16 protein-coding genes are annotated in these 21,290 nt (G+C 54.8%); 5 read left to right on the forward strand and 11 right to left on the reverse strand.

The genetic code is table 11. The features are described 5' to 3' along the window. Window positions 1–1,012: 1,012 nt before the first annotated feature. From HW561_RS20130 to HW561_RS20165, 8 genes are all read right to left on the reverse strand, one after another. Entirely contained in the window at window positions 1,013–1,879 is an 867-nt protein-coding gene (locus tag HW561_RS20130; RefSeq protein WP_176867152.1) for an alpha/beta fold hydrolase, read from the reverse strand. 242 nt (window positions 1,880–2,121) lie between these two features. After that, complete coding sequence (locus HW561_RS20135; RefSeq protein ID WP_176867153.1) at window positions 2,122–2,448, reverse strand: hypothetical protein; 327 nt, start codon at window positions 2,446–2,448, stop codon at window positions 2,122–2,124. Between the two features lie 139 nt (window positions 2,449–2,587). Beyond that, a complete protein-coding gene (locus tag HW561_RS20140) occupies window positions 2,588–7,483 on the reverse strand; it encodes a beta strand repeat-containing protein (protein ID WP_176867154.1) in 4,896 nt (1,631 codons plus the stop codon). A gap of 103 nt (window positions 7,484–7,586) precedes the next feature. After that, window positions 7,587–8,708 carry a TIGR03032 family protein gene (locus HW561_RS20145; protein ID WP_176867155.1) on the reverse strand — a complete coding sequence of 374 codons (1,122 nt, stop codon included), beginning with the start codon at window positions 8,706–8,708 and terminating at the stop codon, window positions 7,587–7,589. A 566-nt stretch (window positions 8,709–9,274) separates the two neighbouring features. Then, window positions 9,275–10,330 (reverse strand): helix-turn-helix transcriptional regulator, encoded by a 1,056-nt coding sequence (locus HW561_RS20150; RefSeq protein ID WP_176867156.1) that lies wholly within the window; start codon window positions 10,328–10,330, stop codon window positions 9,275–9,277. A gap of 713 nt (window positions 10,331–11,043) precedes the next feature. Beyond that, the gene (locus tag HW561_RS20155) at window positions 11,044–11,646 is read right to left on the reverse strand and encodes a short chain dehydrogenase (protein WP_176867157.1); all 603 of its coding nucleotides are present in this window, start codon (window positions 11,644–11,646) and stop codon (window positions 11,044–11,046) included. A gap of 69 nt (window positions 11,647–11,715) precedes the next feature. Then, window positions 11,716–12,795, reverse strand: coding sequence for an ABC transporter substrate-binding protein (locus HW561_RS20160; protein ID WP_176867158.1), 1,080 nt, complete (start codon window positions 12,793–12,795; stop codon window positions 11,716–11,718). A gap of 28 nt (window positions 12,796–12,823) precedes the next feature. Then, the gene (locus tag HW561_RS20165) at window positions 12,824–13,306 is read right to left on the reverse strand and encodes a luciferase domain-containing protein (protein WP_176867159.1); all 483 of its coding nucleotides are present in this window, start codon (window positions 13,304–13,306) and stop codon (window positions 12,824–12,826) included. A gap of 84 nt (window positions 13,307–13,390) precedes the next feature. Between HW561_RS20165 and HW561_RS20170 the strand changes: the two genes are divergently transcribed. Further along, a complete protein-coding gene (locus tag HW561_RS20170) occupies window positions 13,391–14,281 on the forward strand; it encodes a LysR family transcriptional regulator (RefSeq protein WP_176867160.1) in 891 nt (296 codons plus the stop codon). 471 nt (window positions 14,282–14,752) lie between these two features. On the opposite strand, the gene HW561_RS20175 is transcribed toward HW561_RS20170, so the two are convergent. Further along, the gene (locus tag HW561_RS20175; protein WP_176867161.1) at window positions 14,753–15,661 is read right to left on the reverse strand and encodes a LysR family transcriptional regulator; all 909 of its coding nucleotides are present in this window, start codon (window positions 15,659–15,661) and stop codon (window positions 14,753–14,755) included. A gap of 98 nt (window positions 15,662–15,759) precedes the next feature. Between HW561_RS20175 and HW561_RS20180 the strand changes: the two genes are divergently transcribed. The 4 genes from HW561_RS20180 to HW561_RS20195 all read left to right on the forward strand — a co-directional run bounded on the left by HW561_RS20180 (window position 15,760) and on the right by HW561_RS20195 (window position 19,262). Then, window positions 15,760–16,605, forward strand: a complete 846-nt coding sequence (locus HW561_RS20180) for an enoyl-CoA hydratase/isomerase family protein (protein ID WP_176867162.1) — start codon at window positions 15,760–15,762, stop codon at window positions 16,603–16,605. A gap of 69 nt (window positions 16,606–16,674) precedes the next feature. Then, window positions 16,675–17,454: a CmcJ/NvfI family oxidoreductase gene (locus HW561_RS20185; protein WP_176867163.1), complete on the forward strand. Its 780-nt coding sequence runs from the start codon at window positions 16,675–16,677 to the stop codon at window positions 17,452–17,454. 23 nt (window positions 17,455–17,477) lie between these two features. Then, a complete protein-coding gene (locus tag HW561_RS20190) occupies window positions 17,478–18,443 on the forward strand; it encodes an LLM class oxidoreductase (protein ID WP_176867164.1) in 966 nt (321 codons plus the stop codon). A gap of 12 nt (window positions 18,444–18,455) precedes the next feature. Next, window positions 18,456–19,262: an SDR family NAD(P)-dependent oxidoreductase gene (locus HW561_RS20195; RefSeq protein ID WP_176867165.1), complete on the forward strand. Its 807-nt coding sequence runs from the start codon at window positions 18,456–18,458 to the stop codon at window positions 19,260–19,262. A gap of 322 nt (window positions 19,263–19,584) precedes the next feature. Here HW561_RS20195 and HW561_RS20200 read toward each other — a convergent pair whose 3' ends face one another. After that, complete coding sequence (locus tag HW561_RS20200; RefSeq protein ID WP_176867166.1) at window positions 19,585–20,229, reverse strand: HAD-IA family hydrolase; 645 nt, start codon at window positions 20,227–20,229, stop codon at window positions 19,585–19,587. Between the two features lie 464 nt (window positions 20,230–20,693). After that, window positions 20,694–21,221, reverse strand: a complete 528-nt coding sequence (locus HW561_RS20205) for a TetR/AcrR family transcriptional regulator (protein WP_235963009.1) — start codon at window positions 21,219–21,221, stop codon at window positions 20,694–20,696. Between the last annotated feature and the right edge of the window lie 69 nt (window positions 21,222–21,290).

Consider the following 21,290-nt stretch of genomic DNA (forward strand, 5'->3'; position numbering starts at 1 on the left):
TGGTATGCCTGATTGTCAATTTGCTCGGCTAAATAGGCATATATGTTTAATCTCTGCATTCCGACAAACCTTGCACAATGTCTGGTTTGGAAACGTCCTAGTAAACTTTTGCACTCGCAGAGAAAGTCCGCTTTCCTGAAGGACTTACCACTACCGCGCGGTCCCGCAGTGATGACGCTTGTTCGCATCTGAATGGCCGCTTCGGCGATATCTCACAGTGAGAATGCGCCTGCGGCGAATGACCGGAATCCGCCCATTCTTTAGAAAAGCAACGTGTTCTGGCGCAAAAAGTAACGGCGCAGCCAGCTCCGCCGCACTTGTTTTGGGGCCAGCGGGATTTGGACAAGCCAAACGCCCCTGGCCATCAGGGGTAAGACGCTGCCTTCCCCCTCGGGCAACCCTATTAGACAACACCGTGTCCTCGGCTACGCCTGCGGGCCGCACCACTATTGTCGAATAGCATTGCCTCGCCCCCATCCGCGTTCGCCACGTGGCAGATCAGCAGGAACAGGCGCCTTCGGCGTATGATCTGCAAATCAGCCCTGATTTTCCCAAAAGGGAAGTCAGGATCATTGAAATCGGTCTAGGTGCTGGACGAAGGAAGTGAGGCGAAAATGGCAAGGTTCTGTCGCTGGTGGCAGAACTATGTGTCGCCTTACAATTGATGTGGAACGTCACAGACCTTTGACTCAATCGACGACCAAAACCTCAATAAATCTGAAAATCGCGTCATACAAATCTGACCCAAACGTCAAGCATTTCTGACCCAAAGCGGATAGCGACCATTGATCGACGCTGCAGCCAATGTCTCAAAGAAGCCCGATGCTGTGCATCACATAGACAGCGGGTAAACGCAGATAGCTGGCATTGGAATTGCAAGGACGGACCAAAGCGGACTTCAATTGGAGAAAGGAACGCTGCGGTGCAACTCTCCAAAAGCGGACGTTGCAAGAAGCCGCGCATTTCGACCGAAACCCACGCTTGTTCTGCGGACACCGCTACCGTTAACTCGCTACGATAGACTGGCAACCGCGCCGACAAATTCGGCCCACCGTTCGCGATCCACAAACCCATAATGTCCTGCGCCCGACCACTCATGCGCTGTGCAGTTGGGAAGTTCGGAGCAAAGGTGTCGAGGCATTTCCGGTGAGATAATGTCGTCGGCTGTCCCATAGAACATTTTCACAGGTTGCCGGATCTCCTTTGGCGAAAATCCCCAATCCCAAAGAGCCATCGTCATTTCGAAAACACCTTCCTCGTGTTGAAGGTAACCAAGACGAAAGTTCTCTTCGAACAAGGCTTGCTGCTCTGGATTGCGGAGTATTGTTTTGGCTTCGTTGGGCATTTGATCAACGACAGACTCCACATATGAAGGGATGTCTTTCAAAGCACTCTTAGCGCCCATGCGCTCTGCCCAGCGGATCAGAAAGGTCAGATGGCGCAGTTTCGCGATGGTTTTCAGATCCTTCAGTACCAGCATTTTGGTAACGCCAGGCTCATCGAATGGCGCCACAGGAGAAGCGAGAGCGACCTTGCGCACACGTTCCGGCATGTGAAATGCCACAGCCAAAGCGTGGGGGCCGCCGCCGGAATGGCCCGCTACGTTGAAGGTATCCAGGCCAAGGTGGTCAGCCAGGTTCTCCATATCGGCACCCCAATCGACCATTTTCCGATCCTTCTTCGGACTCGACCCTCCGACACCGGGCTGGTCTGCTGCAATCCATCGCACTCCAAGCGAAGCAGTTAGGCTGTCGTCGGGTTGACGAATTACGTGAGAGTCGGAAAACCCGTGGCTAAAAATCACGGGTGTTCCGTTTGGGTCGCCGTATGTGCTGAATGCGAGCGTTCTACCATCTCTGAGAGTTATGTGTTTGGTCACGTTGTTCTCCTAAACCGAAATAACCTTGAGCTGTGAGTTCATTGGACTGCCAGCATAGATTTGGTACGAAGATAAGAGCCGTTCTCACTCCTAAGCACCATAACTATTGGTGCGCATAATGAAACTCAGATGTCCGTTCGGGCTCACTCCGAACAGAGAAGCCTAATTGGTGACAACCAAATCAAGTGCTTGTGGAAAGCTCCAACTTCCTGGAGCTTTCGCCGTTATGTTTGCATTCATACCTAGTCGGAGAATGTATACTCACCCAGATCACACAGGTTCAGCGAATAATCTTCGGCTTCGGAACCATCGGCAAAGATACCACGGATATCATAGACACAGGTCGTCAGCCCGTCTGCGATATCCACACCAATTTCATATCCAGGGGCCAGATAACCACCCGCCAAAAGATTTGCTTCCCAATCGTCGGATGATGCGGGGGAGACGTTGAATTCGACCAGGTCGTCGCTGCTGTCGTTGTAGAGCAGGAATTCCAGGTCTTCCGCCTGAGCCGGCGAATGAACCGCCAATGCCGCCAAGGCTAGTGCCGCAGATACTAGAGTTTTCATTGTGTTGATCCTTTTGTTTGATCGGTAAATTGGGTGTGGGCCACCTTTGACCGTGAGTGATGATGTGAGTGAGTGGTGCGGTGGCCCACAAAAGACGGTGCGAAGGGGCCGGCACCGTCTTTGTCTCGTGGAGAAGGGTTCAGAATCGGAATTCGAAACCCAGTTGGCCAGCAACGCCATAGTCATCAGAGCTGCTGTCAAATCCGCTCTGAGCGGACACTTCCCCGAACAAAGTGGTGGTTGCCGTGATGTCCACGTGGCCACCCAGCGTCAAGGCAAGGTTGTTCCGGCCGCGTTCGGTCAGAACCGTGTCGTTGCCAAAGGATACGGACGTTTCATCATCAAACGCATAGTAGTAGTCGAACTGGCCAAAAAGGACACTGGTGCCAAACTCACGCTCAGCCCGTAGACCGATGCGCGCACTCAGAGTATCGCCGTCAGAGACCGTTCCAGCCGCACCGCTTGAAACATCATTGAGATCGTCGGCATCAACGCTGCTATAGAGAAGTTGCGCCTGAGGGATTAGGTTCAGCCCGTTGTTCAGAGCAAACACCTTGCCGACCTCGATCGAGGCGGCATAGCCATCGCCATCCGTATCGACCTCCTGTCCTCCGGCAAGGCGGGTTGTGCTGTCGAAGAACGCATAACGCAACTGGCCATCCAGATAGAGTTGACTATCGGCCAGCCACAACGCGCTCAGCGTCACATCGTAGGCGTCGGTGTCGATCTTGCCGTCGGCCAATGACGTTTCGCTGTCCGTTGAAAGTGTCGTTGCACCAAACTCGAGCCCACCAATCAGGGAACCATTACCGATCTCGGCAAATGGCAGGCTTGCGCCGACACGCAAGCCACCGCTGGTCGTTTCATTTGTGCGATCACCTGACGTATAGCGGTCGCGTCCACCTTCAGCGTTCAACCAGACCAGCGGTTGATCCGTAGAGCTGAGTTCGATCAGGGATCGGCTGACGGAGTTAGCGTCTTCCGCACCTGTTCTACCAGTCAGGCGGCGCAACGCCCCGTCCAACGCAATCTGGTCGCTGAACTGCTGGATGCCGGCCGCAAGGAACGCACGGTTCGGATTCAGGTTCACCCCACCGTTCGCAGTGAAAGGCGTGAGAATGAACTCGCCGGTTGCCGGATCGTAATCGAGCAGGAAGGTATAGGCACCTCCAACAATTGCGCCTTCTCCGCCTTTGGTCACAAAATCACCGTTCACCAGACGGAAGTCGTTGGCAGAACTCGTGTCGGAAACCGTGGCAAGCGCATAGGTCTGGAGATTTGCAAGAGTACCGGATTTCTGAACCTGCAGGCCTTGTTGTGCTCCTGCACTGTCGCCTGTCACAAGCAACTGATCGTGAGTTCCGGCATCAAAATCGACATCAAGCGCCACAGTGCCAGACCCCGTCAGGTCGCCGCCAATCGTCAGACGATCACCCCCGCGACCATCCGCCAACGTGATAAGACCATCGTTGTTGACTTCTCCTACAACACTGACCGCCCCTGATCCGCCAAACCCGGCCTGGAAACGGCTGGTCACGTCGGTCCGCAGGTTGCTGTTCAGAGACTGGTCTGCCTCCCCTGCTGCGATGGTCGATCCGTTGTTTGCCGCGAGAGAAATAATGCTTGATGCTGAACTGTCCAGTGTCAGGACACTTCCATTGTCTGCCGTCAGGTTTTCCCAATTGGTGAACAGAGCGCCATCTATATTGCCGTTGAAGGCCGAAAAGGTCAGCGTGTCCTGCGTGCCAATGCCGCCGTCGAACAGGGTTGCCGCGCTGATATCCGCACCCCCTTCAATCGTCAGCGCGTCGGTACCGTCACTCAACAGCACCTCACCGGCAATCGCTGATCCCGACCGCAGAATGACATGGCTATTGCCGCCATCACCGTCGACAATCGCCTCGCCAGACAAAGAGGAGACAGCCGCACCGCTTTCAAGAGTGATCACGCTCGACCCGGCGGTCGTCCGGGTCAGAATCCCGGCACCAGTACCGCCAGAAACAGCGCCAGACACGGTAATCGATGTCAGGCCTGAACCAAAGTTTTGGGCGTATATCCCGTTTGAAACGCCGCTGATCATACCAGTGGAGGTGACTGAAAGATCGGTACCATTTTCATTCAGTGCGATCACACCATTGCCAGTGGTGCCAGTGACATCAGACGTCGAAATCGTCAGAGCGCCACTGCCTCGGTTAACGGCTACAAGTGCGGTAGTGCCAGTGACTGTCCCCGAAGCGGTGATCGACAAGTCTGTTCCTGAGGAGCCATTATAAAGGAGCATTCCCTCCTCGGTCGCTCCTGTGACGTTGTTGACGGAAACCGCCAGTGCGCCAGTGCCCTCGTTTAGTGCGTTAATCCCTTTTGCGTCCGCATAAATCGTGCCGGTGGAGGTGACAGAAAGGTTTGTGCCATAGTTAGCCAGATTCACCCCATTCAGACTGGTTGATGTCACATCCGCGACCGAAACGGTCATAGCACCGGTGCCGGTGTTTCTTGCGGAAATCCCATTATAGTTACTCGTCACCAGTCCGGTTGTCGTGATCGAAAGATCGGTGCCTTCGTTTCCGGCGAAAATACCTGAATTGTTGGCGGTTCCGGTGACGTTGGCCGCAGAGATCACCAGCGATCCTCTGCCATAGTTACGAGCATTGATGCCGTACCCATCATCTGTGCTGATCGCGTCTCCGACGTCGATAGCTACACCTCCGGTCGTTCCGCGGCTACTTGCGTAAATTGCATCACGAGCACCCGTCACAGTACCCGATGCCGTAACCGACAAGCTGGTGCCGGAGCCATGGTTTTCCGCCCTTATTCCAGAACTGTTGGTCCCGGTGACTTCCGCAGTTGTGATCGTCAGTGCGCCCGTGCCATCGTTGTATGCGTCGATACCGGTGGAGTGGCCCAGAACCGGTCCAGACGCCGTAATGGTCAGATCGGAACCACTGTTTTGCGCAGAAATTCCTTCCGCGCCCTGGCCGACCACCTCTTCAACAGCAATCGTCAATGCGCCGCTGCCGTTGTTTACAGCCCCAATCCCCCGATTGCCTCCGATGACCCGATCAGTTGCAGTAATGGAAAGATCGGTGCCGGTATTCAACGCGGAAATGCCATCCCCTGTTGCACCTCCGGTGACATTGGTCGTCGAAATTGACAGCGCTCCGCTACCGATATTTTGAGCGAGGATGCCAAAGTCGCCGCCTGAAACGTGCCCGGACGTGACGATAGAAAGGTCGGTGCCAATCGTATTTTGGGCGAAGATGCCATGGCCGGACCCACCGGTGACTTCCGTGGCATCAATCGACAATGCACCGCGATTGTTTACGGCTCCAATCCCTCGATTGCCTCCGATAACCCGATCAGTCGCAGTTATGGAGAGACCGGTACCGGTATTCAACGCGGAAATGCCATCCCCTGTCGCACCTCCGGTGACACTTGCCGTCGTGATTGACAGCGCGCCGCTACCGGTATTTTGAGCGAGGATGCCAAAGTCGCCGCCTGAAACGTGCCCGGACGTGACAATTGAAAGGTCGGTGCCAATCGTATTTCGGGCATAGATGCCATTACCGAGGGTTCCGGAGACATCCGTTGCTGCAATCGTCAGGGCTCCGGTGCCGTCGTTTTGTGCCTGGATCCCGTGCGCAGCACCGCTGATCGTGCCAGTGGATGTGACCGACAGGTTCGTGCCATAGTTCGCCAGATTCAGCCCGTTCACGCCGGTTGAGGTCACATCCGCGACCGACACAGTAAAATCACCGCCAGCATTTCTTGCGGAAATCCCATGCAAGTGGCCTGTCACCAACCCGCTTGTCGTGATCGAAAGATCGGTGCCTCTGTTGCCGGCGAGAATACCCGAATTGTTGGTGCTTCCGGTGACGTTGGCCGCAGAGATCACCAGCGCTCCTCCGCCATCATTGTTGGCAATAATGCCGCTCCCATCAGTTGTACTGATCGCGTCTCCGACGTCGATAGTCATACCTTCAGTTCCGCGACTGGTTGCGAATATCGCATTAGTTGCACCCGTCACGGTACCCGATGCCGTAATCGACAAGCTGGTGCCAGAACCCTGGTTTGACGCGCTTATCCCAAAGCTGTTGGCACCTGTGACGTCCGCAGCTGTGATCGTCAGGGCTCCCGTGCCGCTGTTGTTGGCGTTGATACCAATGGAGTCGCCCTGAACCAGTCCAGTCGCAATGATGGTCAGATCGGAACCTCTGTTTTGCGCGGAAATTCCTTCCGCGCCCTGACCAACCACCTCTTCAGCAGCAATCGTCAATGCTCCGCTGCCATTGTTTGTGGCTGCTATACCCCGATCGCCACCGATGACCCGGTCAGTTGCAGTGATGGAAAGATCGCTACCGGAATTCGTCGCTGAAATGCCGTCGCCTGTTGCACCGGAGACACCTGCCGCCGAGATTGTCGTCGCACCGCTACCGGTGTTTAGCGCAAATATGCCAGACCGGCCCCCTGAAACGATCCCGGAGGTTGTGAGTGAAAGGTCCGTGCCACGGTCATTCCTGGCATAAATCCCATCATCCGCCGCCCCGCTGACATTCGCCGCAGTAATCGAAAGGCTTCCTGGCGACAGCACACCGTAATTTCGAGCGTAGATACCATTGCGCGCTCCGCTGAGCGTGCCGGTCGTGGTCACCGCCAAATCACCGCCGCCATAAACGACTGTCCGAAGCGCGTCATTGGACCTCGAAATGATTGTTGACTCATTGTTGTCGGTAAAGGTCACGCCCGTATTACTGAACAGGTCAATGGCGTTTGCAGAATTGAAAGGCTCAATGCCAAAGCCAGAAAGCGTTTCTACAGATATGGGCGCACCGTTGATGATCGTCACACTGATGTCGTTGATCGGATCAGCCGGCCCGGAACACAAATAGATGCCGGGGACCTCTAGACCACAGCTACCCGCAAACGCAGAGTCTGCAGTCAGTAATGTGGTCGCGCCAAGTGCCGCAGCAGAAACGCCCGAAAGTATGCGCCCTAATGCCGGAGCGTAACTTGCCACTTGTCCCTTATACTTTGTCATCCGACCGCCACGTAGAAGGATCGCTGGATAGTGTGGCAGGTTCGTGCTTGGATTTGTCTTACTCATTATGTCCGTACCAATTTTGATTTTATTGTTGAGTTTTCTATGTTTGCTTCGACAGGGTGATCAGCGTTGCGGCCTCAGAGGTGCCGGGCGCAACGGCCATAGGGCAGAGATGGCCTGGCAGAAGCTCAAGGTCGTAGAGCTCAGCCACCGCGCCATCTATCCGTAGCCAGTCCACACATGTCCTGGTCTCAAGATCTATTATCTGGATTCCGCACCATGGCGTGCTGTCGGCTTCGGTCAGACGGGCCTCAAGCTCCAGCCCCTCGAACCGCTTGTAACGGGGCTTGGACAAGCCGACGAAGGCGTGACGACCATGCACGGCCAGACCACGGGCAAAACCGGGACAAAAAACATGCGGCTCAAAACGGCCCTTGCCGTTCCAGTCGAACTCCACTGTTCCCAACTCGCCACGCCCGGAATTCAGCAGCCACAACCGTCCGTCATACCATCGCGGCGAATGCGGCATCGACAAGTTGTCGCAAATGATATCCCCCGTCTCGACGTCAATAACGATGCCCCCATCCGCACGTCGGTCGCGCCAGCCGTCGATAGTGTCCGACCGGCTGACAGCTGTGACGTATCGGGGGTGGCCGTCCTTCATCGCCAGCCCGTTCAGGTGGCAGCGGTCCTCATCCACTAGCGATGAAATAAACGGGGGCCGCCAGACTTCACGAAAGCTGTGGCGCGAGTCCGGCGTTGCGAGGCAATTGTATCGCGTGTTGACGAAGATCGCACTGCCCGAGGCGTCAATGCCTAGGTCGTGCAAATCAAGCTGCCCGGTAAACTCGCTCTGACGCGGCATGAAGGCGGCGTCGAACAGATCATTCACGCGCTCTTGCGGGTCCAGCACGTTCTGCAAGTGCAGAATCTGATCGTCTGCTGCCAGCGACAACCCATGCACTCCATGACGGTGAATGCCCATTGGTCGGGGGAAAGCCATCTGATGGATGTTGATCCCACCACCCGGCTTGACCCCCACCATGTAAAGGAACCCTGACTGGTAGGAGGTAAAGGCGATGGACAGCCCAAGCCCTCCAAGCCGGTCGGCCAGACCCGCTGAGACCGAATAGTCAACTTTGGGTGTCGTCGGAGAAGTATCCGCTGTGTTATTTTCAGCGGCTGCGCCAGACTGAAATTGTTCGCAGAGAACATCGCTCATCGCGCGTCCTCCGGCAGAAACCAAGCCGCAACGGCAAGGTTGTGTGAACCAGTGTTGCCGCCTCTTATGCGGCCGAAAGATGACCTGCTGCGTCGCATCTCAAACCCCTGAGTACCGGATCAGCATCCGAACCAGTAAATCCATTGCCGTAGAACGGATTGGGTTTCGAGCAGGCATTCGCGGAGTTGGACGCAGCGGTACCATTTATGAACGGAATGAACTTCGGCCTTGCGTAGGATACCAGATACAGGCGAATGCACTTTGTGAGGGCAGGAAATTTTAGCACCCATCGAAACCGTGAATACGTAGAATTCAAACTAAAGGTTCGACGAGAAATCCATCTCGCAGGAAGGCAGTTGTCCTCATTCAGTGGCAATGTGGCTCAATTATTTTGAGGCCCTCGACCGCCGGTCTGGAGACGCAACTGACGCAGACGAAAGACTAGACTTGGAGCGGGCCCCGAGCCGTAAAAAAGCAGTGCTTTGAGTTGGCAGGAACTGTTGAGAGTTTCATAGCTCACAACTTTTACCTTCCTGTAGGTCCGGTGAAAATCCAGTTTCCCGGCTTTAGCCTAATGCCGCCGCCTGTAGCGACGCCCTAAGCCTCTCCCAGTCCCTTTCGGTCGGTGGGGTCGTCCCTTGAAGCTCAGACTTTCTTTCCCGCAACCCTTCGCGATAGTCTGTCGGGGAAACGCCGTAGTGTTCCATGAACGCTCGGGAAAATGCAGGGCGAGTAGAGAAACCTGTTTTGTAGGCAACGTCACCAATATTGCAGTTGGCATCGGCCCTTAACAGGCTCGCGGCTTTTTCCAATCGTATCAATCGAATAAGGCGCTGGGGCGCGTCCATTTGCTGGCAAATCTGGTACAATTTAGAACGTGATATTCCGATTGCCTTGGCAATCATTTCCGGTGTCAGGTCACGACGATAGAAGTTCCGATGGATGAAATCTACTATGGTGCAAAGGACGGTTTCATCCCGGATTTCGCGCGTTTCGAGTTCCTGTATCCACTGGTGTCGGAACGCATCAACGGTGAGGCGATAGAGCGTATCAGAAAGCGTTTCGATTTCGCGATCATCCGCGTGCTTCAACTCCCTGAACACGCCAGTAATTGCAGTTTTGAGTATTCTGGTGACCGGGCTGTCACTCAAGACCATGTTGTGTAGCTGCGAGATTCCGGGAACCTCTTCCGAAACCTTCTTCCGGTTCAGATTCAACGTGTAAACCGTCACCCCTTTGTGCTGGTAGAAAAACGTTCGCTCGGTGTCGAGCGAACGTAGATCCCCTGTCCTGGTAAGCGCCAAACCTTCGGAAAGCGGCGTCGACAGATCTTCCCCCTTGATCCGATAATGCACACCAAATGCGTTCATTTCCGTGCGTACCATCCCACGCTCCGATCTGTGGAAGAAGCACGGCGTATTGCATTGGTATCTGTAAATCCAGAATTTCGGAGTTCTGTTATATTCGGCAATGAGGCTAAATGGGTTATCAGCAGGTCCAGGGCGGTCGACTTCAAGCCCTGCCGAGTCGAACAGTTGCTCGCGGAAAAACGCGTACTGCTGCTTTTCGGGCAGCAAGTTGGTGTCGAATTTGAGGGAGGTTAACGTGCTTTGCTCTACCATCAGTAACCTTAGGCGACAGTACCTTCATCACTTTGAGTTCGGAATATACTCAATTCTTCAAGACGGGCACAATAGTGCAGCGAGGGAGCAAAGAGTATGTCCAATTCACAGGTTGGGCTCTCCACTGCCATCGATGTACGCCCTGTATGCAAACCTGTGAAGTGAGATCGCCCCTTGAGTAAGGCCATCGTCGTCTCAGTTGCACACGCTACGGTGCAACTGAGACGAAGCAGACTTTGGACCGGGTACTTCATTCAACCTAGCCGCCAACTCGAAGGTGTTTGGCTTTAAATGTGTAGACACCCCGCTGGCCTCAATGTGCCATAGTGGGCAGGTTATCGTGCATGCCTTCGTTCGGTATGCCCCCATCATGGTTTGAGCAGAAGGTTAGGGGCTTCTTGGGACAAAGCGAAAAAACAGATGAAGTCTTTTGAAGGATAGGCATCCGTTTGATGCTTGTTGCGCGAGAATTGCGATGTGCGACAAGACAGATCGCTAGATCTTTACGCTCAAGAATGATTGCGGATATGCGGTAAGAGCCCTGAGCTGCCCTTGATCGCACGACTGATTTTGCCAGCGCAGCACGTCGAGAACAGCAAATTCCGGACATTCTAGATCATGCCTCAGATGACTGTTGCGCGGACAAATCTGCCATTCGGCCTCGCGGTCCGAACAGCAGGTTTTTTCCAAGCAAGTTTGATTAGCTCATAGCGTTATGCATAGTCAGGCGCGTCCAACGTTTCGCCGTTCATGTTCCCTTCGATGGCAGCGACGTAGGCCTTTGCAGTGTCTGCCGCCGATAAGCCCGTGCTTGAATCCATGCCCATCATCTCCATCGTTTCCTTGACGAAGACCGGGCTGACGGTGTTTACCCGTAGGTCGCGATCAAGTTCGAGTGCCGCTGCCTTGGCAAAGGATTCCAGCGCCCCATTGGCGATGCTGATCACCACCGAGCCCTGCATCGGTTCTCGTGACAGTATGCCGGCAGTGAGCGTGAACGATCCAGCATCGCTGATATGTCTCTGTCCAACGCGGACAAGGTTGATCTGGCCCATCAGCTTGTTGCCAAGCGCAAGATCGTAAGCCGTGTCGTCCAGCTCGTTGAAGGGCGCAAAACCGGCAAGCCCGGCGGTGCTGATCACGGCGTCCACGGTGCCGATGGCCTGGAACATCGCCTCGATGGAGGCTTTGGAACCAAGATCGACCTTCACGTCACCGTCGCTGTATCCGGCGCTGATGATTTCATGGTTGGCCGAGAGGACATTTGCGACTGCGCCGCCGATGAGGCCGGTTGCGCCTACGATAAGGATTTTCATGGGTATTCTCCGATAGTGAAGGGCTTCGCGTTGCTGCGTTTTGGTCGCAACGCGAAACCGTGAGCAGGGTTAAGGTTTGACGCTGTAGTCCAGTTCCAGAGGGGCTGGTCCTTCAGCCGGACCGACGAGCTGTTCGATTTGTAGGCGGAAACGCTCGACCTGATCGCGCTTCAGCATGAACCGGTGGAAGTCTGCGGGAGAGGTGTTGTAGTGCAGGTGAGATTTGTAGCCATCGGGCGATTCAACATCCATGCGCACCGGGAATTGCAGCCACTCGCCCTGGAATTCCTCAGAGAGCATCCAGTTCAGGTAGAGCTTGGCCGCCGCCTTGTTCTTGGCATCGGTCGGGATGGCCGCAGTCTGGAACCAGGTCAGGAAATAGTCTTCTTCCGGCAGCACGAGGCGGGTGTCGCTGCCTTCAAATGGCACGAATGCCCAGGATGTTGTGAAGCTCGCACCGTACCAGCCATTGTCAATCGCAACATATGGCATTGACGTACCGCGCACCCAGGTCGGCTCTGTCGCGACGAGTTTTTCCAGATAGTCCCAGCCGTATTTCTCTTTCAGATTCCAGAACTGGTACAGAACCGCATCATCGGTATGCGGGTAGGTCAGGATGACTTTACCTTTCAGCGCGGGATCCAGATAATCCAGCGCATCGCGTGGAGCGTCATCTTCATTGATCAGGCCGGAATTGAATACATTGGTGAAGGCCACGCCGAACAGGCCGATCCAACGCCCGTGCGGATCTTTATAATCCGGGTAGACCTTCTCCCAGTTCTTCGGCTTGTATCTTTCCAGCAACCCGTGCTCAGCATAGTAGTCGTAGTCATGCAGTGTTTGCAGTTGGATGATGTCCGGCACTTCCGACTTGTCCGCATCATTGCGGGCGTTGTCGTAACGCGATGCATGATAGAAGCTCAGATCAACGCTGTGTGTGACTTTGATTTTTGGAAAACGTTCTTTGAACATATTCAGATAGTAATCAGCCTGATCGTCCTTATCGCCACCCGCCCGGATGACAAGTTCACCGCCTTGGGCAACGGCGTTGGCATATAGCTCGTCAAGCGACTTGGTTTCGATTTCTGTTGCAAGCGCAGAACTTGCGAAAAGCAATCCTGCAACAGCACTCATGAGCACGTGTTTCATTGGAGGCTCCTTTCTATGGGTTGGGGGGCTACGCTGCGATTTCTTTGCCGGTGGCGTATTCGTAGGACCGGCCAAGGATGGATTTGATGATGGCCAATTCGGCCTCGTCACGTGGCGAATAGACCATGACCAACCCGACAGGGCGGCGGCCCAGATCGACTAGGGTGTGATGTTCACCCCAACCTTTCTTGACCACTTCCAATGCGTCAGCTCTGGGCAGTTGCACATGCATGCTGCCATTGTCGGGTTTGGGATGGATGTGGGCGAACTCGCGCCCGATCATGAAGGCATCATGATTGCAGGCGGCACCGTCGTGCATGACCATCGCGCGAGCGCCGGGAACCGACACAAGGCTGTGGGCTTCATCAACGCCGGGAAGGGAAAACGCCCAGTCGCGCATCTGGTCAACGATGCCGTCAGATCCGTGTTGAGTGACTTGAGCGTGCGGCAGGCCATGTGTGGTTTCCGGCTTGGGACCAACACGCTCAGGCAGGTTCAGGGAAGTATTCATCTCGTGTCTCCATTGTTCGCTTGAACAACAGATAGCTTGTTACAATGCGCAAATTAATTCACAGTTCAAGCAAGGAGAGCTTGCATGAATGCACAGAAAATCGACTGGAGCGATGTCCCTTTTGTCCTTGCCGTATGCGAGGCAGGCAGCCTGTCTGGCGCGGCGCGCCAGTTGGGGGTCAACCATTCGACCGTTTTTCGCAGGATTGAAGGAGTTGAAGCCCGGTTAGGCGTCACTCTGTTTGAACGGTTGAGTCACGGCTATATAATGACAGCGGCTGGGGAACACTTCTTCCGAAACGGGCTTCACCTGCGCGATGGTATGAACAGTATCGAACGGGAGTTGGGTGGTCAGGACCTGCGATTGGCAGGCGCGTTGACAGTGACAACAACGGATACACTGCTCCACTGTCTGACCCCGGTGTTTTCAGAGTTTCAACGAAAGTACCCAGACATAGAATTGCGGCTCTTGTCTGGCACGCGCCCTCTGGATCTGATGCAGCGTGACGCAGATATTGCATTGCGCCCGACAAGCGCCCCGCCGGAACACTGGATCGGTCGCAATCTGACCAATCTCGCCTATGCTGCTTATGCGAGCGGAGATTACCTCGATGCAATGCGGGATCAGCCGACAAGCGAGCACCGATGGATCAGACTGAACGACAGTCTCAACCAATCGCCGATGAGCCAGATCACCTTGCAGCACAAAGCCGAGGGAGCGCCGGTGACTGTATCCAGTTCTCTGATGGGTGTCTTCGACCTGGTTCGCGGCGGCCTCGGTTTTGGAGCACTGCCATGCTACTTGGGCGACGTTTACTCTGACCTAGTTCGGGTTCACGATCCCGACGAAAAGTTCAATTCAAATCTCTGGATGCTGGCACATCCTGATATCCGCAGGAGCGCCCGAGTTCATGCCTTCTTCGAATTCGCAACAGCAAGAATTCGTGAGGCTTTAGCTTACACTGACGAATCGTGAAGCCGACATTCACTGCAATGCAGAACATGGAAGAGTTGGGCTCACTGTCAGATTTCGCCGCCATCTATATGAATGGCTGCTGTCGCTGACGCGTCACAAAAGGGTAGGCCCGCAGAAGACAGGCACCTGTGACAGATTGCAGTGTCGCAAATGGGTCGAATTACAGCTTATGTGACACTTTCTTGGCCGGATGGACCCTAAAGTTTCAGGCTAACTGTGGCGTTTTCGCTTCATGTTCTTAATAACGCCCAAATATGCAGCTTCGGACCAGTTGGGCCTAGGCACCGCACAACCCCCGCGGCCTCCTCCTTGTCAGGGTTTTCCAACGCGAGCCACGGTCTGCACAAGCCGATATCGCACACCATGGCCCGCATCGAAAAACCTTAAACAAAGCACCATTTCGCTTCGTTTGATCCAAGGGCTGAAATGGCGCGCTATGCGGACATTGCCATATCCAACTCCTGCAAAAACTCAGTCCGACGCCCACACTGGCGATTTGCCGATCTTCTCGATCAGATAATCAATAAACACCCGAACTTTAGCGGTCAGCACGTTGGATTTTGGATAAACCAGCCACAACACAGATTGATCATCGACATCAAACTCCGGCAACACTCTGACAAGTGAGCCTTTGCGAATTTCATCGTGAACGCTCCACATCGAGTTCATGGAGATGCCAGCCCCTGCCACTGTCGCTGCTTTTTGGCTCAGACCGTTGTTGAGAACCAGCCGACAGCTCGCCGATTGTGGGTCAAAGACGCCTGTCTTTCCGTCCGCAGTTCTCAGGTTGCGCGCAGATTGGTCCTGAAACCCGATCAGCGCATGATCTTCCAGGTCAATTGGCTGTTGCGGTGTACCGTGACGTTGGAGGTAATCTGGTGACGCGCAAAGAATGCGGCGGTCATCTGCCAGCTTGCGGGCCTTGAGGCTGGAGTCCTCCAAGGCAGAATTGCGCAATGACAGATCAAAACTACCTTCAATCAGCCCGACCATACTGTCGGAGAGGTGCAAATCGAGCTTTACGTTCGGATGGGTGTCCAGAAACTCCGGCAGTATTGGCGCGACATACATCTGTGCGAAACTGCTGGGGGCTGTGAACCGCAATGTGCCGCTGGCTTCGGAGGTTTCCAGTCCGAGGGCTGCGCGTGCCGCTTTTTCCTGTGCGAGAAGTTCTCTGGCAAAAGGCAAAAACTCGGCCCCCTCGGTGGAAAGACTGACCTTGCGTGTCGAACGGTGCAACAAATCAGACCCGAGGTTTTTCTCAAGTTTGGCAAGTCTCGTGCTGGCAACCGCAGGGGCTAACCCGAGACTGCGACCTGCCTCGCTGATGTTCAGCTTCTCCGCTGCCCGAACAAAAAGGCGAACACTTTCAAGATCCATGATTATATCCAAAATGCGAATACTGAACTCACTTATATGCTGTTTCATCAAAAAATGAAGAAGCTATGTTTGCTTTAATCGCGAACAGGAGATCATTCATGGCGTACGACGGCTTCACAACATTCAACGTATCTACCCAAAACGGAATTGCTTGGGTGACCTTTGACTATCCCCCGGTCAACATTCAGGGTTTGCCCATGTTGGAGGACTTGAGCAAACTGGCAGATGCGCTGGAGCAGGACCGCGATATTAAGGTCGTCGTGTTCAAATCTGCGCATCCTGAGATCTTCGTGGCGCACGCTGATACCAATTTCCTGAAGGACATGTCGACCACAGCGGTGGATCGCGCCGAGATCGAGGTGATGGATCTACAAGCGACACTGGATCGGATCAGCAAGCTGTCCCAGGCGACCATCGCTCAGATCGAGGGCTTTGCGCGTGGCGGAGGCCATGAGTTTGCCTTGGCTTGTGATATGCGATTTGCGGCACGCGGTAAGGCCAAGTTCATGCAGATGGAAGTCGGCATGGGCATCCTGCCCTGTGGTGGGGGCGCGTCACGCATGGCCCGTCAGGTTGGACTGGGTCGCGCACTTGAGATCGTTCTCGGCGCCGAGGATTTTGATGCTGACAAGGCCGAAGCCTACGGCACGATCAACAAAGCGCTTGATGCGGACAAGATTGCGGATCACGTCAAAGCCCTCGCTGAACGGATCGCCCAGTTCCCTGCCGAGTCCATTGAGGCCTGCAAACGCACAGTCTATGCGTCAATCGATCTGCCGATTACCGAAGCGCTGAAGGAAGAGGCTTATTGGCTCTATCAGTCGATGAGCAAGACACCGGCGCAAAAGCGGTTCCAATATGCCGATGACAACGGTGCGCAGTTCGACATGGAAAACCAGCGTGCCTGGAACGATCTGGTGATCGGCATTCAGGATGTGAAGTGAACACGAACACAGCAGCGTCAGGCTGACAACCGGCCTGACGCGCAAACATCAACTCACAGGATAGTGCAGATGCCACGGACTGGAACCGTCAATTATCATGTTCACCGCGACACACGGCAGGCATTTCATATTGATGCCGGAGGTGTGGTCGGAAAGCTGATTTCACCTGAACTTGTTGCGACAGATATCAACGTCTGGGATGTGCGCAACGGTCATACTGCGGTGACGTTCGCCACGGATTGCGTCAGCTTTGTCCAAGAGCCGACGCAGGTAGCTGAGTTTACCGAAGATCAACACTGGAAAACCGACTATGACCGCGAACTGACTGAGCTTCTCAAACGGGAAGTCGAGGCAAAAGAGGTGATCGTGTTCGATCACACCGTACGGGTAGACGATTCAAACTCAGACCGTAAACCCGCCTGCAATGTGCATAGTGATTACAGTGCGCAAGGTGCGCAACAACGCCTGGTCGACATTCTTGGGCCTGACAAAGCAGCGGAATGGAGCTCAGGACATTATGGGTTCATCAATGTCTGGCGACCTATTGAGACGCCGATCAACAGCGCACCGCTAGCATTTTTGCGCCCCTCAAGCGTGGCGGACGAGGATTGGATCCTGATCGACCTAGTTTACCCCGACCGTCTTGGTCACATCATGGGGCTTGCTGCAAACGACAGGCATGAATGGACTTATCAATCAAAGATGACGCCCGATGAAGTGACCTTCTTCAACATCTACGACAACAAGGGCCTCCCCTCTATCGCACATAGCGCGATTGATCTGGTCGAGGATGACTGCCTTCATGTGATCCGCAAAAGCATCGAGAGCCGCACACTGGTTCGGTATTGACCGATTCGCGCAGGAGAAACCTTATGCTCGACACGACGCAACAAGAGACTTTCCCGGTTATCAATTGGGCCTACAATTCCGTGTTTCAGAAAGACAAGCTGACGGTCGGCTTGGTCGCGCCGCTGGAGACCTATGCCAACAGCGCCATCCCAACCATGCGCAATCAACTCGCCCGCATAAAGCTGGCGGAAGAACTGGGCTTTGCCGCCGTGTGGTTACGTGATGTCCCTTTCAGCGTGTCGAGTTTTGGCGATGCAGGTCAAATTTTTGATCCGTGGGTGTATCTCGGGATGTTGGCGGGTCAAACGCAGTCGATTGCTTTAGGACTGGCCAGCGCCATTCTGCCCTTGCGCCACCCTGCACATGTGGCCAAGGCGGCTGCCAGCGTGGATGTGCTGTCCGGTGGCCGCATGCTGCTGGGGGTCGCATCCGGCGACCGGCCCGACGAATATCCGGCGCTCGACATGTCCTTTGGTGATCGTGCTGATCGGTTCCGCGAAGCCTTCGCCTATATCCGCGAGATGGCCAAGGATCGCCCGGTGCATCAGGGCGGCCATGGCGCGCTTGACGGCTCAATCGACATGCTCCCTAAGCCCAGTGGCGCAAGGCTTCCTATGTTGGTTACAGGCGCCAGTCAGCAATCTCCGGAGTGGATCGCTAGCAACGGCGATGGCTGGATGTTGTATCCGCGGGATACGCCCACGCAGGCAAAGATCATCGCCGATTGGCGCGCACGCACTATCGACGCTGGTCGAGACGAACAGCCGGTGATGCAGCCGTTATATGTCGATCTGGTTGAAGGCAGCCACGCGCCGCAGCCCATTCATCTGGGCCTCAGACTTAGTGCGCATGATCTGGTGGCCTATCTGAAATCGCTTGAGGGCATCGGCGTCAATCATGTCGCCCTCAACCTGCGTTTCAATCAGGCCGATATGACAACCACGCTGAACCGGTTGGCCACGGGCGTGCTGCCGGGCTTCACCTATTGAGGGACATACCAAATGACAAAGACCATCCTCATCACAGGCGCGACGGACGGCATCGGGCTGGCTACCGCCCGCGCTATCGCCGCGCTTGGGCATACTGTCCTTTTGCATGGGAGAAATTCTGAAAAACTGAATGCTGTGCAGATGGATTTGACACGTTCAGGACAAGTCGGTCCTGTTCACAGCTATGTTGCTGATCTCTCACGCATGGAAGAGGTCGAAAACTTGGCTCGGACCGTGGCCGACAATCATCAAAGCCTTGATGTGTTGATCAACAACGCGGGGGTCTACGAAACCCCTGTAACGCGAACGGTTGATGGGCTGGATACCCGATTTGCCGTCAACACCTTCGCGCCATACCTGCTGACCAGACGCCTTTGGACTCTGCTTAGTACGGCCAAGGGGTCTCGGGTTGTAAACTTGTCTTCGGCGGCACAGTCCCCCGTTCAGATCGACGCTCTACTGGGTAAGTCCACCCTGTCTGCGGGCGCTGCTTATGCCCAAAGCAAGCTGGCGCTGACTATGTGGTCATCCGAGATGGCTTTAGCTTCGGACGGTGAAGGCCCAACTGTCATTGCGGTCAATCCGGGTTCTATGCTCGGCAGCAAAATGGTTAAACAAGCCTTCGGGGTTGCGGGTGGCGATATTTCTCAAGGTGCGGACATACTTGTTTGCGCGGCCCTGTCCGGTGAGTTTGCAGAGGCTGACGGAAAATTCTTCGATAACGACACGGGCAAATTCGCATCACCTCATCCGGACGCACAGGATCGTGGGAAATCCAAGGCCGTGATGGATGCGATAGATGGGTTCCTCGCGAAGTGACTCAATTGGTCTTTTGATTGACCAACGACTGCTAGCTGAGCAGTCCTACCATTCGGGCAGGCTGCAGTATCGGTCAATAAAGGGCTCCCCTTCATCTCTCGCGGCGCGTTGTCCGAACGCTGGCTGCCGAAGCGCGAATGTCGGCGCATCGAACAAACACAGATAAGTATCAGAGGGATAGCCCGCAAAGCCAACGGCGGGTTTCAAACTGCCCTCACCCTCGATCACGCTGCACCGGCATCGTGCAGCAGTGAGCCCACTTTGACCGATGCTGCAAGCTGCACGAATGGCGTCTCTTGGGCTCTGTGGAGTATAGGCCGAGCTAGTTTTGTGGGTTCAGTCCTAGTACCTTGCGTAACTGATCACGCGTATGATCTATGAAATGGAACGCGCGCCATCCGCAACGAACTGCAGCTGGGACGTTCTTTGGACAGTCATCGACTAGAAGCATCTGTTTTGGTTCCACTTCAAGAACATCTGTCACATGTTTGAAAAACGCCGGGTCCGGCTTACGAACGCCCATTCGACCAGATGCGAACACATGCTCAACACGGTTTCCAAAACCCATCTCTCGCTCGATGAAGGCTGCCCGGCGGGCCTCATTATTGGTTACAATGATCTGACGAACGCCGCGGCTGCTCAGCATATCCATCGCCATTGTAACTTCCGTGTCCGGCAAGGCGTCATTCTTAAACCAATATGAAATAAGCGCGTCAGCGCCTTCGGTATAGTTGACGGTGCGGGCCCACTCTTCGATGCGGTCACGCAAATCCACCTTGCCGGTGATGACTTCGTCAAATCCGTTGCGGAAGATTATTTCTGTAAAGTCATTCAGCGAATGACCAATATCGATCTCGAACCTATCAGCCCAGATGAATCTGCCGTTCACAATGTTGCGGTTTAGCACGCCGTCGAAATCCCAGGCGACAATGGTACGGGTGTCAAAAGTTACACTCGGTTGATTCATACTTTGAGGCTAAGTGACTGTTGAGACGAACACCAGAGAGAGCACGAGGGCGCGGAAGCGGACTTTTGCTCGGTAGCAGTGAACTGCGGCTCTGACCGCCTCGCTAATTGCCTGACGAAGTCTCGCTGCGCCCGGCACGAATGGCCGCTCTTTACGCTGAATTGCCGTGCACAAGATGATGCGCACGCGGCAAAATCTGTGGTGCGAGAGCGCGCAGCGAAGAAATCTAATTCACAGGTTGGGCTCTCTCCTGACCTCGAATACGGCACGGCATCTGGTCGGTAGCAGCGTTGGTGGCAACTAGGACGGCCCAAAGGAGACCTTGCGCAACCTCATCGATGCAACGCTGCATTCTCCAAAGAGGACGTCGGTCGATCTCGCAGCGATGGAGCGCCCCAAACAAACGCTAGGCCGACTTTGCCACAATACAAAAATTCGCAAAATGACTAATTTACCGCTCTCAGCTATGTCAGCGACGCGAAAAACGCGTCCAGAATTTCGAGGTGGTCCTCGGGATCGTCTCCTTCTGAAACGGCAAGTGCGGCCCTGTCAAAAAGTGCAGAGAGTTGGACGGTCAGGGCATTGATCGGCAGGTGTTTGATCTGCTGCGTTTCCATCGCTTCTGCTAGGCCCAGCCGCAATGTGTCGGCCGAAGTTTCCCGGTCGATCTTGTCAAGCTCTACTTGCCCAACGACAGCCGGACCATCAAGTAGCATGATCCGAACACGGCCCTTGTCTGACATCGCCTGTAGATAACCGCGGCTGCCCTGCCGCAAGGCGTCAACCGCTGAATCCGGTTCTGCCTTTACCGAAGCCGTGATCTCGTCCGCGACCGCAATATACTCTTCCCTAACAACTGAACGAAAGAGCGCCAACTTGTCCTCGAAGTGATGATAGAGCGCGCCGCGCGTGACCCCCGCCGCTTCAACGATCTCAGGCGTCGAGGTTTCGGCATAGCCTTTGTCGGAAAACAGCTTTCTCGCAGCGCTCAAAAGCGCTGACCGGGTTGCTTCCGTGCGTGCCTGATTTGATCGCGGCTTACCTTTTTGTTGCATGCATAC

Source organism: Ruegeria haliotis (assembly GCF_013377785.1).
GTDB lineage: Bacteria > Pseudomonadota > Alphaproteobacteria > Rhodobacterales > Rhodobacteraceae > Ruegeria > Ruegeria haliotis.